The following is a 14,604-nucleotide window of genomic DNA, read 5'->3' on the forward strand; positions in this document are numbered from 1 at the left end:
ATCTCGTTGTCACTCCGGAGCGCGCGCTAGCGCGAACCCGGTGTGACGAAAATGAGGAGCCGCCACCAAATCGCCGCAACCGCCAAAGATTTGCGCCTTCGTGATCCCTGTGTCCGGAACGCTCCGCGACGCCGCTCGTTCTTAGCCGCGTAAACGTATCTGACAGGAGCAACCTATGCGAAATCTCATCTTGCCGGCCGTCGTCGCGATCGGTCTCGGATCGGCGGCCCCGGCGATGGCCTATGACACCGGCGATCAGATCTCGATGCAGGCCGCGCTCGACGTCGCGAGTGATATTGGTGTCATGACCATTTCGCACACCGAGTTGGCCGGCGACGAATGGCAGATCGAAGGCCGTGACAGTGTCGGCCGCTGGATGGAAGTCGATGTGGACGCCCGAACGGGCGAGGTGCGCAACGTCGATCGCGGCTGGTAGTGACGGGCTGTAAGTTAGAGCGAGGCGGTTCGTCGAAACGCGATCCGCCTCGTCGCTACGTCAGCACCTTTACCCCACCAAACGACGTCACCCGCCCCTGCTTCAGCATCACGATCTGCGTGGCGAGCTGGCGCAGCTCGGCGACGTCGTGGCTGACATAGACCATGGGGACATTGGCCTCGTCGCGCAGCCGCACCAGATAGGGCAGGATCTCGAGCTTGCGGCCCTCGTCGAGCGCGCCGAGCGGCTCGTCGAGCAGCAGCAGGCGCGGCCTCGACAGCAGCGCGCGGCCGAGCGCGACGCGCTGGCGTTCGCCGCCGGAGAGTTTTCCGGGGCGGCGATCAAGCAGCGCACCGATGTCGAGCAGGTCGATGACGCGCGCGTGCTGGGCCGGGTCGGACGCAAGGCCGTTCATGCGCCGGCCGTAATCGAGGTTTTGCGCCACATTGAGATGCGGAAACAGCCGCGCGTCCTGGAACACATAGCCGATGCGGCGGCGATAGGTCGGCACATGAATGCCGGCCGCGGTGTCGTCGACGGTCTCGCCGTCGATCACGATGGTGCCGCGATCCGGACGCAACAGCCCTGCGATCATGTTGACCAGCGAGCTCTTGCCCGCGCCGGAGGCGCCGAACAGTCCGATGACGCGGCCCTCGCTGGTGAAGGACGCGGACAGCGAGAACTCGCCGAGCTGCTTTTCGATGTCGACGCGCAGCATGGTCAATTCCCGTGCAGGCGCTGCGTGGCGCGGCGGGCGAACCACTCGGCGGCGATCAACGCGCCGAGCGCGAGCACGATCGAGACGATCACCAGTCGCCCCGCGGCCGCGTCGCCGTCAGGCGTCTGGATCAGCGAATAGATCGCGGACGAAATCGTCTGGGTCTCGCCGGGAATGTTGGAAACGAAGGTGATGGTGGCCCCGAACTCGCCGATCGCTTTGGCAAAGCCAAGCACCATGCCGGCGAGGATGCCGGGCAGCGCCAGCGGCAGCGTCACCGTGAAGAACACTTTCCACGGTGCCGCGCCGAGCGTTTCGGCGGCCTGTTCGAGCCGGCTGTCGATCGCCTCGATCGACAGCCGTATCGGGCGCACCAGCAGTGGGAACGACATCAGGCCGCAGGCGAGCGCAGCGCCGGTCCAGCGAAAGGCGAAGACGATGCCGAGCGTATCGGCGAGGAAGCCGCCAATGAGGCCGCGGCGTCCAAACGTCAGCAAGAGCAGATAGCCGGTGACAACAGGCGGCAGCACCAGCGGCAGATGCACCAGCGCATCGAGCACCGACTTGCCCCAGAAATCACGCCGCGCGAGCAGCCACGCCAGTGCAATGCCGAACGGCGTTGCGACCAGCGTTGCGACGATCGCGACCCTGAGGGAGAGCAGGATCGCCGTCCATTCAGCGGGAGAAATCTCGGACATCAAGTCGCAGATATCACGTCGGAGATATTAAGTCGTGGGGCTGACCAGGTACTTGAAACCGTATTTCTCCAAAATGGTCTTGGCAGCGGTCGAGCGCAGGAAGGCGAGGTAGTCACTGGTCTCGCCCTTCGCGACCGTGGTCGCAGCAACCGGATAGATGATCGCGGGGTGCGAGTCCGCCGGAAAGGTGCCGACGATCTTCACGCCTGGCTCGACCTTGGCATCGGTGGAATAGACGATGCCGAGATTAGCCTCGCCGCGGGCCACCAGCGTCAGCGCGGCGCGCACGCTCTCGGCCATCGCGAATTTCGGCTCGGCGGCCTGCCACGCCCCGAGCTTCTCCAGTGCCGCCTTGGCATACTTTCCAACCGGCACCGACTTGACGTCGCCGGTCGCGATCCTGCCGTCGCCGGCGAGTTTTGCGAGGTCGAAGCCTTGCGCGATGGTGACGTTGTCGATCTTGGAATCCTTCGGCGCGATCAGCACGATGCTGTTGCCGAGCAGATTGACCCGGGTCGGCTCGTTGATGGCCTTCTTGCTTGTCGCGTAGTCCATCCAATCGGTATCGGCGGAGACGAACACATCGGCCGGCGCGCCCTGCTCGATCTGCTTGGCGAGCACCGAGCTCGCGGCATAGCTGACGCTGAACTTGACGCCGGTTTTTGCGGTGTAGGCGGCATCGACCTCGTCGAGCGCGTTCTTCATCGAGGCGGCGGCGAACACGGTGATGGTCTTGTGCTCGGCGGCGGCAGGCGAAAGGCTCGCGGTCAGAACGAGCAAAACCGAAAAAAGCGCGGAAAGGCGGGACATCGAAAGCGCTCCATGCGCACGCTCAGGGCACGCGAGGCGGCGCGCGCAAGACGGCGTTGGTTGAGTCAGGCTGCGACCGGCGGAAGCGCTGTTCCGGCAAGCCCGCCGGACTTACGGTCCGGCAAGCGATCGCTGGTGCGACCATAACAGGCTGGCGAAACAGGTCAAAGCCGACGTTTGGTCCGATCCAGCTCCGATCCCGCAAGGCGAGGAGGACAGCCGGCTAAGGCTTCGCGTCCCTCGCATGCAGCACCACTTTGCAGGCCGCCGGCATCTGCGCCAGCGTCATCGGCGGTTTCGGCTTCGGTGGCTCCGGCGGCGGCTTGGGGTGCAGCACGCCATCGCTGAACCAGTAAGCGAGATCGGAGGGCTTGCAGCCCTCGTCCTCGGATTGCGAGGACTGGCCTTCGCATTCGCCCGCGCCCGCCGGGCAGCGCATGCGGATATGGAAGTGATAGTCGTGGCCCCACCACGGCCGTATCTTCGACAGCCAGGAACGGTCGCCCTTGGCCTCACGGCACAGCGCCTTCTTGATCGCGGCATTGACGAAGATGCGCTGCACCGCCGGCTCCCGCGCCGCGTCTCGCAGCACCAGCACATGGCCTGGCGTGAACACTTTTGGATCGATGTCGAGCCGGTCCTGCCGCACCATCATCACCGCCGACATCTCCTCACGCTCCTCGCGCGACAAACGTCGGTCCGGCATCGGCGTCAGCCAGATATCGGCGTCGAGGCCGATCTGGTGACTGGCATGGCCTGACAGCGCCGGCCCGCCGCGCGGCTGGCCGATGTCGCCGACCAAAATGCCCGGCCATCCCGCGTCCTTGTGCACCCTGGCCGCGAGGCGCTTGATCAGCGCGATCATCGCGGGGTGACCGTAGCTGCGGTTACGCGACAGTCGCATCACCTGCCAATTGTCGCCGTTGAGCGGCATCTGCTCGGCGCCGCCGATGCAGCCCTTGACGTAGGAGCCGATGACATGGGCCGGTCCCCTCGACGGCAGCAGCTTTCGCGCGAACAGCTCCCTGGCGCCGATACTGGGATCGTTGGGATTGGTGAGCGGCGGCAGCGGTTTCGGGGTCACGCTGCCTTTGTCCTGGGCCAGCGCGTCGCCGGCGGCCAGGAGCGTCATGACGAGCAGGAGGGGGGTGAGGCGGCGGGGACTCATGCTGGCAACCTTATAACCCAACACCGCGTCGGGGTTAAGAAACAGTCGTTCGGCCAAAATATCGTCCGAAAGTCGCAGTTCCCCGCGCGGAGCCGGTCGTTTTTAACGGCGCGATAACCCTCTCATGCATTGGCCAAAATTCGTGCGGAGGACGCATACTCACTCCGCTCTGCATGCAATCGCGCGCGATCCCGGAAATAATTCAAGGCAGCGCGTAATTTTTGCGCCATCTCGTTCTCCAATGGCGACGATGCGATGCGCTTGGCGCGCCCGTCGGCGCTGCCGCGCCTTGTAAACGGGCAATAACGGCTGACTTCTTGTGGCTGCCAGTCCGTGCGTCCAACCGTCGAACTACCCAAGATTACCTTTTTTTCAGACACTTGCTCCACACCTTGCGGTCGCTGAGTGCGACTGGGACGAGTGAAGTTGAGTTCGGGGTCTCGAAAACCAAAAAAGCGGAAGGGGAGCGTGCTTGGCAGGCTCGGCCTGCACCCGCGCAAGCCGCGTTTTGCGCGCGCGCCTCATCCTCCGTCCGAACGCGACGAGGTTCTGCGCAGCCGCGCCGAGGCGGAAGCCGCGATCGCGGAAGCGCGCAAATCCCATGAGCGTCTGCGTCAGGCCATCGAGATCCTGCCGCAGGGCATCGTATTTCTCGATGCCGAGGGCCGCTACGTCCTCTGGAACAAGCAATACGCCGAGATCTACAGCAAGACCGCCGATCTGTTCGAAGAAGGCGCGCGTCTCGAAGACACGCTGCGCATTGGTGTCGCCCGCGGCGACTATCCCGAGGCTGCCGGCCACGAGGAAGACTGGATCGCCGAGCGGCTGCAAAAACTCTATCAGCCCGGCGCGCGCCACGAGCAGAAGCTGGCGGACGGTCGCGTCATCCTGATCGACGAGCGGCTGACCGGCGACGGCGGCGTCGTCGGCCTGCGCGTCGATATCACCGAGTTGAAGCAGCGCGAGGCCTCGTTCCGCCTGCTGTTCGACGGCAATCCCGTCCCCATGATCGTCTGCGCGCTGGACGATGAGCGTATCCTCAGCGTCAACGATGCGGCGGTCGCCCATTACGGCTACAGCCGCGCCGAGTTCGAGCGGCTGACAATCCGCTCCCTGCAGGCTTTCGAGAGCGAGCCGCCCTGGACCTCAGATCCGACCGGCGAGGAGCAGGCCGGGCGCACCTGGAAGCACGTCAAGGCCGACGGCGCGCTGATCGATCTTGCGATCTATTCCCGCGAACTGAGCTATGCCGAGCGGCCCGCGGTGCTGCTCGCGCTGATGGACATCACCGAGCGCAAACGCGCCGAGGCGCGGCTCGCCTTCATGGCGCAGCATGACGGCCTGACCGGCCTGCCCAACCGCAGTTTGCTGCGCCAGCAGGTCGACGAGATACTGCTGCACACCCGCCGCAGCACCGACAAGGTCGCGCTGCTGATGCTGGGGCTCGACAATTTCAAGGCGGTCAACGACGCGCTGGGACACGCGGTCGGCGACAAGCTCTTGCGCGGAGTCGGCAAGCGGCTGCGCTCGACCTTGCGCGAGGAAGACGCGCTGGCCCGGCTGAACTCGGACGAGTTCGCGATCGTGCAGAGCGGCCTGACGCGCCCCGAGGACGCGGTGTTGCTGGCGAAGCGCCTGCTTGAAGCCATCGCCGATCCCTATCTGCTCGACGGCCATTCCGTGGTGATCGGCGCTTCCATCGGCATCGCGATGGCGCCGGGCGACGGCGATGATTCCGAGAAGCTGCTCAAGAGCGCCGGCATGGCACTGTCGCGCGCCAAGCTGGATGCGCGCGGCACGTTTGCGTTCTTCGAGGCCGCGCTCGACGCCAAAGCGCAGGGCCGGCGCAAGATCGAGGTCGAGCTGCGCGACGCGATCCAGAGCGACGTGCTGCGTCCGTACTACCAGCCGCTGATCGACCTCCAGAGCGGCCGCATCACCGGCTTCGAGGCGTTGGTGCGCTGGCCGCATGCCGATCGCGGCATGGTCTCGCCGGCCGAGTTCATTCCGGTGGCGGAAGAAACCGGGCTGATCAACCCGCTCGGTGGCTTGATGCTGCGCCGGGCGTGCCTGGACGCCGCGACTTGGCCCGACGACGTCCGCGTCGCCGTCAATCTGTCGCCGCTGCAGTTCCGCAGCGGCAATCTGCTTTCGGTGGTGACGGACGCGCTGAAGCATTCCGGCCTGCCGCCGCGGCGGCTCGAGCTCGAGATCACCGAGACGCTGCTTTTGGAGAAGAGCGCCCAGGTGCTGGCGACGCTGCATGCGCTGCGCGCGCTCGGCGTACGCATCTCGATGGACGATTTCGGCACCGGCTATTCCAGCCTCAGCTATTTGCGCAGCTTCCCCTTCGACAAGATCAAGATCGACCAATCCTTCGTGCGCGATCTCGGCGCCAACCGCGAGGCCCAGGCGATCATCCGCTCCATCGTCAGCCTCGGCAAGGGGCTCGGCGTCATCATCACCGCCGAGGGTGTCGAGACCGAAGCCGAGCTGAGCTGCCTCCGGGCCGAAGGCTGCGACGAGGGTCAGGGTTTTCTGTTCAGCAAGGCCCGGCCGAACGCCGAGATCGTCAGCCTGCTGGCCGCGCAGCGCGGCATCGACGGATTGGACGAGGACGCCGCGCTGGTGGCGTGATGCTGCAGTCTGATACGGTCGAACCTTGAGCCGTCCGCCGGCGTCTTATGGCTGGATCGGACGAGCGGATGCGACATTGCCATCGCCTCTGACGCCTCAACCCTGACGCCCGGACCGCGCTACGCCCGCTTCTCGCGGCGGCTGAAAGCCATTCTGCTCGACTGGATGCTGGCGATGGCCCTGCTGTTCGGCGCCTTGACGGTGGCGAGCAACGTGCAGAACGACACTTTGTGAGCTAGGCGGCGCCGCGCAGGCCCGCGAGGAAGGTGTCGACGCTCTGCCGGAGCGCGGAGGCGTGCTGGCCGAGTTCACCCGAAGCAACCATGACATTGCTGGCCAGTGCGCGCGACTGGTCGGCGGACTGGCTCGCGCCGGCGACATTGGCCGAGACGTCGGTGGTGCCGGCGGACGCCTGCTGCACGCTGCGGGCGATCTCCCGCGTCGCCGAGCCCTGCTCTTCGACTGCAGCGGCGATGGTGGTGGTAATGCCGCTGATCTCGCGGATGGTGTCGCTGATCCCTGAAATCGCCGTGACGCAATTGCCGGTCGCGGCCTGGATCGCGGTCACCTGGCTTGCGATCTCGTCGGTGGCCTTCGCGGTCTGGCTGGCGAGCCCCTTTACCTCGGCGGCGACCACCGCGAAGCCGCGGCCGGCTTCGCCCGCACGCGCCGCCTCGATCGTGGCGTTGAGCGCCAGCAGATTGGTCTGGCTTGCGATCTCGCTGATCAGCCGCAGCACGTCGCCGATGCGCTCGGCTGCGGCGGCGAGGCTCGTGACCATCGCCGTCGTTTCGGTGGCCTTGACCACCGCGCCGCTCGCGACCTGACTGGAATGGGTGACCTGGCGACCGATCTCGTTCACCGATGAGGCCAGCTCCTCGGTCGCCGCAGCGACCGCATTGACGCTGGTCGAGGCCTCCTCGGAGGCTGTCGCCGCGGCGGAAGCACGCTGCGAGGTGCCGTTGACGCTCGTGGTGATCTCGCCGGCGACGTGTTGCATGCCTTCGGTCGCCTTTGCGACGGCCGACACCACGCCCTTGACGTCGGCCTCAAAACGATCAGCCATCTGGCGCTGCAGCGCCTGTTTCTCCATTTCTGCCCGGGCCTTGTCGGCCTCCTGCGCCTCGCGCATTGCCTCTGCCTCAAGCATGTTGCGGCGGAACACGTCAACCGCCTTGGCCATGGTGCCAAGCTCGTCCCGGCGTTCGCTCCCGGGAATGGTGACGCTGGTATCGCCGCTCGATAGCCGGTTCATGACCGCGGTGATCGCGGCAAGCGGCCGCGACAGGCCGCGGCCGAGCAGGAACGCCAGCACGATGGCGGCAGCGAGGATCGCGACCGTGCCGAGGATCAGATTGCGTTCCGCGGCCGCGAAAGCGGCCTCGTATTCCGTCGTGTCCTTGATGATTTCAAGGACGCCGACCGGCGCGCCGGCGTAGTTCTTGATCGGCCCGGCGTAGACGGCGACTGGATGACCGTCGAGCTCGGCTTCGCGCAGCAGCGGCGCGCCGTCGATCGCGGCTTTCAATTCGTCGGGCTTGGCGACCGCGTTCTCGCCGAAGGTGGACGACAGCTTGTTCAAATTCTTGCCGTCGACGGAGTAGACGGCAAGGTCGATGCCGAAGCGCTTTTTGGCGCGGTCGACGAATTCCTTGCCGAAGGCGGCGCCGACGTCGACATTGGCCAGGTTCTTGCCGTCGCGCACGATCGGCGTCATGCCGAAGATGCCGAGCGCTTCGCGGCCCGGCTCGACGCCGACGATCTGCCGGCCGGTCTTGAGCGCCTCGACCACGGTGGCGCGGCGGGCGGAAACGTCGTCGCCGAAAGTCTTGGGCGCGTGGACGCGGACGAAGGAGATCGCCGGCGGAAGCTGGAAGGTGATCAGCGGGATGCCCTGCGCCTTCAGCGCCTTGTTGGCGTCGCCGAGCAGCGTGAGGAGACTGTCGCGGTCGCCCTTGGCGATGGCATCGCCGACCGGCGGCAGGGCCGCGATCACGGTGGAGACTGCCAGCGCGGCACGTCCTTCATAGTCGATCGCGGCGATCACGCTTTCATATTGCAGCTTGAGCTGCTGATCGAGCGCGAGCCGCGTCAGCGCCCGCTGCTGGCTGATCGAGAAGCCGGAGAGAATGGCGCAGGCCACCGCAACGGTGAGCGCGATGGCGAGAATCAGGCGGGCGGCAATCGACTTGAGTTTGAACATCGAAAATTCCCAGGCATTTCCAAATCTTGCTTTTGCGGAAGGTCCCAGAAATTGCTTAACAACAAGGCCGGCACGTCCTCCGTGTTTCAACGGATTCGTTGCCATCCTTTTGCATGACTCAATGCAGTGAGCGCATGGAGCATTGGTCATTCGTCATAGCGCGAGACAAAGCGCCGCAGCTTCATTCGCCTGAGACTATCGGTTTTCGGCAAGGATCGCCTTGCCGACGTCCTCGTAATGCGTGTCGCGCGCCTGGATCTGCTGGGCGATGGCGTGCATGTCGCGAAACCGCCGCTCGAACGGATTGCCGCGGAATACCGCGGTCGCACCCGCCATGTGATAGGCGGTGTCGACCACGCGCGCCGATTGATGGATGGTCCAGGTCGCAGCCAGCCTGACGGCGCCGCGATGTGCCGTGCTGAACTCGCCGCTCGCGCTGAGATCGCGCCACATCGCATTCGCCGTTGCATAGAGATAGGCGCGCGCGGCGCGCAAATCGCCCTCGGTGCGGCCGATCAGGCCCTGGACCGCCTGGTTGTCGCGCATGGTGTGTGCGGCCAGCGACTGATGCTTTCCACGTGCCAGCGCGATTGCCGCATCCAGCGTCGCGCGCGCCACGCCGAGCGAGACCGCGGCAAAGCCGAGGCTGAAGGTCGAGCCGGTGCCGATCCTGTAGAGCGGGCCGGTCTCGCGCAGCGCGGACGGCACGTCACGAAACGCCGTGAAACGCTCGGGGATGAAGAGGTCGCTCACCTCGTACGCGTCGGTGCCGGTCCCGGCGAGCCCGATCGCCTGCCAAACGTCATGAAGCGTCGCGCTCGCCACCGGAAACAAAATAGTCCGCACCTCCGGCGAGCCATCGGCATTCTTGCGCGGCGTCCCGTCAGCACCGACGATGCGGACATGCGCCCCCAGCCAGCTCGCCTGCCGCGAGCCCGAGGCAAAGTCCCAGCGCGCCGTGACGCGGTAGCCGCCCTCGACCGCCCGCGCCTCATGTGCAATCGCGCCCCAGGCGAGGATGCCGGGGCCCGCGTTGAAGATCTCCCGCGCGGTATCGTGATCGAGCGAAGCTGCGATCATGGCGCAGACCGTGCACTGGCCGAGACACCAGGCCGTGGAGGCATCCGCCTTCGCGATCTCCTCCAGCATCTGCATGAAGGCTTCCGGTGCAGCTTCAGCGCCGCCGAGGCTTTGCGGCAGCAGTGCGCGGTAGAGCCCGTTCTCGATCAGTGCCGAGACGACGGGAGCGGTCAGCCGCCGCGTCCGCTCGATCGCGTCAGCTTCGCCCGAAATGAGCGGCGCAAGTGCGCGGGCACGTTCGACGAGGCCAACTCCGGGAGTTGCGTTCATGCGCGTTTTCCTCGCCCATTCTGCCGTGAGCGGTAAGACGCGATGGTGGTCTATTTGGCAGGGAGGATCAAGGTGGTGCGGTTGTCATTTCGGGGCGCGCGATCGCGCGAAGTGTCTTGCGTCCCGATCTTGATGGCGTGGACCGGACTTAGCACGGGTCATCGAGCACTCGCTCCATGATGATCGTGCGTTCGTCACCATAGTAGCTATCGCGTACGGCATTGAACCCGAGTCGTGCGTAGAAAGTTTCGGCGGTGACCGAGGAAGGAACGGTCAACGCGGGAATGTTCCGTTCGCGCGCCGTACGCTCGATCTGGGCCATCAGCAGCTTGCCGACACCTTGGGCCTGAACGTCGGGAGCGACGAAGACCGTGCGGACGACGCTTCCGTCAAGGCTTGCCGTTCCGACGAGGCGGCTGCCGATGATGGCGACAAAGACAGTACGTTTCCCGATCAGCTTCCGTACGGCGCCTGGACTGAAACTGCGCTCGACCCTCCCTATGATCTCGTCGGTATAGTCTTTCGGATTGGTTTCGCGCAGCGCCCGCAAGATGACCGCGCTGATGGCAGCGGCGTCATCGTCAAGCGCAGGCCTGATTTTGCATTCCATGAACCGCTCCGCTGAAGCCCTTGAGAATGACTGACGCCTGCGTCCCAGATTGGCAATCAGCTTGTCGCGCAACCAGAGTTGATGCTACCGTCTGTAGCACAATCTTGGGAGGCCGCCCACGGGGCACGTCATGAAGGAGCCAACCCGCCGCGGTGTTCGGCCTGCCGCAGCTTCCACAAGCGTCGAGGAGCAGGCCGAGCCAAAGCTCCATGACGCACCCATGAGCGATATCATCAATGCTTTGACCAGTGGACGGGCCACCGCTACGGCGCTGGCCAAAACCTATCTGGCGCGCATTGATGCCTACGACCGTGGTGGGCCCATGCTCAACTCCGTGCGCGAGCTCAATCCCGACGCGCTCATGATCGCCCGCAAGTTAGATGGCATCGTGCCATCGGCCAAGCGGCCGCTGGCTGGCGTACCGATCCTAGTGAAAGACAACATCGCGACCGGCGACAGGCAGCCGACGACAGCCGGCTCGCTGGCGCTGGAGGGGGCGCGCGCGAGGGACGATGCCACGATTGTCAAGCTGCTGCGGGACGCCGGCGCGGTGATCCTGGGCAAGGCAAACCTGACGGAGTTCGCCAACATCCTCGCGATCGACATGCCCTCGGGCTATTCGTCGCTGGGCGGTCAGGTCAGGAATCCCTACGTACCGGCGCTCGCCGACGATCACGGTATCCCGCTCGTGGACCCGGGCGGATCGAGCTCGGGTTCGGCGGTCGCCGTGGCGGCAGGTCTGTGTGCAGCCTCTATTGGCACCGAGACCTCCGGCTCCCTGCTGCATCCGGCGAGCCGGAATGGCCTCGTCACCGTGAAGCCGACGGTCGGACTGATCAGCCGAGCCGGCATCGTGCCGATCTCGCACAGCCAGGACACAGCGGGGCCGATGACGCGCACCGTGCGAGACGCCGCGATGCTGCTGAACGTGCTGGCCGCAAAGGACCCGCTCGATCCGGTGACGGAGCGGCAGCGCAGGCCGGCCGATTACACCGCCGATCTCGCGCGGGATGCGTTAAAGGGTGCGCGCATCGGTGTGCCGAGCGACCCCGCCGACCCGCTGAACGATTGCTACTACGGCAAGTTGCCACCCGACGGGACCAAGCTGATGGCCGACGTGATCATGGTGCTGGAGGATCTCGGCGCCGTCATTGTGCGCGCCAGCATGCCGACCGCCGGCTGGATGAACGGACCAGGCACGATCATGGCCGTGCTCAATCGCAATCCGCTGAGCGCCAACAAGGGCAATCCGGTCGCGCAGCGGATCGTCTTCCTCTACGAGCTGAAGCATGACGTCAATCTCTATCTGAGGGATTGGGCGATCGAGACCGACATCAAGACGATCGCCGACATCGTGGCCTTCAACGACGATAACGCCGAAAAGGCGCTGCGTTTCGGCCAGGACCTGTTGCTCGCCGCCAACGCGACCAGGGGCGATCTCAGCGAGCGCGAATACAAATCCGCACGCGCCATGGATCTGCTCACCGCCAGGACGCGCGGCATGGATGCCTACATGAACCAGCACAAGCTTGATGCTGTCCTATTCCCCGGCGCTATGGGCGCCCCGATCGCTGCCAAAGCAGGTTATCCCAGCGTCATGGTGCCTGGAGGCTTCGTCTCGGGGGCCGACGACAAGGACACGCCGGACTATCCGCTCGGCGTCACCTTCGCCGGCCGTGCCTGGAGCGAGCACAAGCTGCTACGTCTGGCCTACGCGTTCGAGCAGGCGTCACGGACGCACAAGCCGCCCCCCGGCCTACCCGGCCTTTAGCTGGGGCCAGCAGGCAACTTAAGCCGTCTCCGATGTAGCGCGTAGGACGGGGAGAGCGAACGCGAAGCCCATCAAGCTTCAGCCTTACGATCGGATCGAGCTAACAAGAATCACTGCTCCGCATCAGGGTAACGGGTTTTGCCAGGGCTCAACCCATCCGGCGAGCTTGATGCGGTGAGTCCGACTTGACCCAGCCGAGCAACATCATGCTTCCATCAATGGACTGCTTTCGGCCGCGCACCTGGCTTATGGTGCGTACCGAAGCGTTCGACCATTGTGGCGCTGGCCTGGTTGAGCCCGATGATTTCGACTTCGGCGCCGTGGCGACGAAGCTTGAGAACGATGTCATCCAGTGCTCCGATGGCAGTGATGTCCCAGAAATGCGCGTCGCTGACGTCGATTCGGACCCGGCTCGGTACATCGAGATAGTCGAAGGCATCGACGAGACTGTTGGAGGAGGCGAAAAACACCTGCCCTGTCACGAAGTAAGTGATTTCGCGTCCGTCTTCGGATAGCTCCGTTTCGATCCCGAGCAGGCGTGCCACCTTGCCGGCGAAGAACACGCCGCTGAGTACGACGCCCGTGAGCACGCCCATCGACAGATCGCCGGTCGCCACAACCACGACGACGGTGGCCAACATCACAACGCTCGAACTTAGGGGATGGGACCGCAGGTTAAGGAGGGACGACCAGTTGAACGTGCTGATCGAGACCATGATCATCACGGCCACGAGCGCGGCCATCGGGATCTGCTTCACCCACTCGCCAAGGACAACGATCAGGAACAGCAGGAAGGCGCCGGCGAAGAACGTTGATAGACGGGTGCGCGCGCCGGCGGTGACGTTGATGACCGATTGCCCGATCATGGCGCATCCGCCCATTGCACCGAGGAAGCCGGTGACGAAGTTGGCGACGCCCTGGCCTACGCATTCCCGGTTCTTATTGCTGCCGGTATCGGTCATGTCGTCGACGATCGAAGCCGTCAGAAGCGATTCCAGCAGCCCGACCGCAGCCATCGCCAGCGAGTACGGCAGGATGATCCTCAGGGTCTCCAGATTGAAGGGGACTTGGGGGATCGCGAAGAACGGAAGGCTGGACGGCAATTCGCCCATGTCGCCGACGGTACGCAGCTTGATCCCGGACCACAGCGTAAACGCGGTCAGTACGATGATGCTGACCAGGGCGGACGGCACTCGTTTGGTGACGTAAGGGAACAGATAGATGATGGCCAAGCCCGCGCTGACCATGGCGTAGGTTTCCCAGCCGACGTGCGTCAATTGCGGCAACTGAGCCAGGAAAATGAGAATGGCCAAGGCGTTTACAAATCCGGTCATGACCGAGCGGGACACGAACTTCATGAGCAGACCAAGCCGCGCGGCCCCTGCGGCGATCTGAATCAGTCCCATCAGCACCGTCGCGGCGAACAGGTACTGGAGGCCGTGATCGCGCACCAGGGTGATCATCAGCACCGCGGTCGATGCCGTCGCTGCGGAGATCATCGCCGGCCTGCCGCCGACGACGGCAGTCACGCAGGCGATCGAGAATGAGGCGTAAAGGCCCACCTTCGGGTCGACGCCCGCGACAATCGAAAAACCGATGGCCTCCGGAATGAGCGCCAGCGCGACGAGAACACCGGAGAGCAGGTCCGTGGAAACGTTTGTCAACCACTCGCGGCGGAACGTTTGGTAGAACGTCATTTTGCTGAAACCAATAAGACCAGCGAGGCGACGGGCGGCGCCCGGTCGGCCTAAAGTTAAGCTTCGATATCGCTACGCTGAGGGTTTCCGGGGGATGGGCGCCCGGCCGAGCCACCCGATGAACTCGGGTCCGACGAGCGTTCTCAGTACGATTGCCGCGACGCAACGGCAAGCCAGATCTTGTCGGACGCTAGACGTTCGCCATCGGGAGCAATTCCAGCTTTGCGGATGATTTTTCCAACAGCCGGGCGTGCGCTGTCCGCCGAGGATCATTCCGGTAGTTTTGAAAGTCCGCTTCGGACGTGAAGCTGACGATGTGGATCTCGACGGTGCCGTCCGGATTGCGAAGACGGCGCTCCAGAGATCCATTGAACTCAGGCAACAGCGGCAGGACGGCATTCTCGTAGGCTCGAAACGCGTCGACGCCCTCCGGAGGTATCCGGGCTATGAGCACAAACGTGACGGGGGTCGTTTGATAGGACATCACCGTCTGCCGACTGCACCCG

General features: G+C 64.7%; 13 protein-coding genes and 1 other annotated feature. Of the genes, 3 read left to right on the forward strand and 10 right to left on the reverse strand.

Translation table 11 applies throughout. The annotated features are described in order from the left end of the window. Positions 1-175: 175 nt before the first annotated feature. Positions 176-436 carry a PepSY domain-containing protein gene (locus ABIB06_RS21360; RefSeq protein WP_354069214.1) on the forward strand — a complete coding sequence of 87 codons (261 nt, stop codon included), beginning with the start codon at positions 176-178 and terminating at the stop codon, positions 434-436. 55 nt (positions 437-491) lie between these two features. Here the strand turns inward: ABIB06_RS21360 and modC are convergent, their stop codons facing one another. The 5 genes from modC to ABIB06_RS21385 form a co-directional block, all read right to left on the reverse strand. Continuing rightward, positions 492-1,154 (reverse strand): molybdenum ABC transporter ATP-binding protein, encoded by a 663-nt coding sequence (gene modC, locus ABIB06_RS21365; protein ID WP_354050267.1) that lies wholly within the window; start codon positions 1,152-1,154, stop codon positions 492-494. Positions 1,155-1,156: 2 nt separating this feature from the next. After that, positions 1,157-1,852, reverse strand: a complete 696-nt coding sequence (gene modB / locus ABIB06_RS21370; RefSeq protein ID WP_354050268.1) for a molybdate ABC transporter permease subunit — start codon at positions 1,850-1,852, stop codon at positions 1,157-1,159. A gap of 27 nt (positions 1,853-1,879) precedes the next feature. Then, the gene (gene modA / locus ABIB06_RS21375) at positions 1,880-2,662 is read right to left on the reverse strand and encodes a molybdate ABC transporter substrate-binding protein (RefSeq protein WP_354050270.1); all 783 of its coding nucleotides are present in this window, start codon (positions 2,660-2,662) and stop codon (positions 1,880-1,882) included. A gap of 223 nt (positions 2,663-2,885) precedes the next feature. Beyond that, positions 2,886-3,830: a penicillin-insensitive murein endopeptidase gene (mepA, locus tag ABIB06_RS21380; protein ID WP_247348674.1), complete on the reverse strand. Its 945-nt coding sequence runs from the start codon at positions 3,828-3,830 to the stop codon at positions 2,886-2,888. A 122-nt stretch (positions 3,831-3,952) separates the two neighbouring features. Continuing rightward, entirely contained in the window at positions 3,953-4,210 is a 258-nt protein-coding gene (locus ABIB06_RS21385) for a hypothetical protein (RefSeq protein WP_247348676.1), read from the reverse strand. Between the two features lie 88 nt (positions 4,211-4,298). Between ABIB06_RS21385 and ABIB06_RS21390 the strand changes: the two genes are divergently transcribed. Continuing rightward, positions 4,299-6,467, forward strand: coding sequence for an EAL domain-containing protein (locus ABIB06_RS21390; protein ID WP_247348679.1), 2,169 nt, complete (start codon positions 4,299-4,301; stop codon positions 6,465-6,467). Between the two features lie 235 nt (positions 6,468-6,702). On the opposite strand, the gene ABIB06_RS21395 is transcribed toward ABIB06_RS21390, so the two are convergent. The 3 genes from ABIB06_RS21395 to ABIB06_RS21405 form a co-directional block, all read right to left on the reverse strand. Continuing rightward, positions 6,703-8,670 (reverse strand): methyl-accepting chemotaxis protein, encoded by a 1,968-nt coding sequence (locus ABIB06_RS21395; protein WP_247348681.1) that lies wholly within the window; start codon positions 8,668-8,670, stop codon positions 6,703-6,705. A 195-nt stretch (positions 8,671-8,865) separates the two neighbouring features. Then, positions 8,866-10,020, reverse strand: a complete 1,155-nt coding sequence (locus ABIB06_RS21400) for an acyl-CoA dehydrogenase family protein (protein ID WP_247348683.1) — start codon at positions 10,018-10,020, stop codon at positions 8,866-8,868. Between the two features lie 148 nt (positions 10,021-10,168). Beyond that, the gene (locus tag ABIB06_RS21405) at positions 10,169-10,630 is read right to left on the reverse strand and encodes a GNAT family N-acetyltransferase (protein WP_247348685.1); all 462 of its coding nucleotides are present in this window, start codon (positions 10,628-10,630) and stop codon (positions 10,169-10,171) included. Between the two features lie 130 nt (positions 10,631-10,760). Here ABIB06_RS21405 and ABIB06_RS21410 point away from each other — a divergent pair, with 130 nt between their 5' ends. Beyond that, positions 10,761-12,401 carry an amidase family protein gene (locus ABIB06_RS21410; RefSeq protein ID WP_346730974.1) on the forward strand — a complete coding sequence of 547 codons (1,641 nt, stop codon included), beginning with the start codon at positions 10,761-10,763 and terminating at the stop codon, positions 12,399-12,401. Positions 12,402-12,616: 215 nt separating this feature from the next. On the opposite strand, the gene ABIB06_RS21415 is transcribed toward ABIB06_RS21410, so the two are convergent. Both ABIB06_RS21415 and ABIB06_RS21420 read right to left on the reverse strand, forming a co-directional pair. Continuing rightward, positions 12,617-14,098 (reverse strand): SulP family inorganic anion transporter, encoded by a 1,482-nt coding sequence (locus ABIB06_RS21415; RefSeq protein WP_247348688.1) that lies wholly within the window; start codon positions 14,096-14,098, stop codon positions 12,617-12,619. 81 nt (positions 14,099-14,179) lie between these two features. After that, positions 14,180-14,233 (reverse strand) — a sequence feature (sul1 is cis-regulatory element that is thought to sense ions involved in sulfur or methionine metabolism; They are found in Alphaproteobacteria). 55 nt (positions 14,234-14,288) lie between these two features. Continuing rightward, entirely contained in the window at positions 14,289-14,585 is a 297-nt protein-coding gene (locus ABIB06_RS21420) for a hypothetical protein (protein WP_354125633.1), read from the reverse strand. Positions 14,586-14,604 lie beyond the last annotated feature (19 nt).

The organism is Bradyrhizobium sp. LB8.2 (assembly GCF_040548035.1).
GTDB lineage: Bacteria > Pseudomonadota > Alphaproteobacteria > Rhizobiales > Xanthobacteraceae > Bradyrhizobium.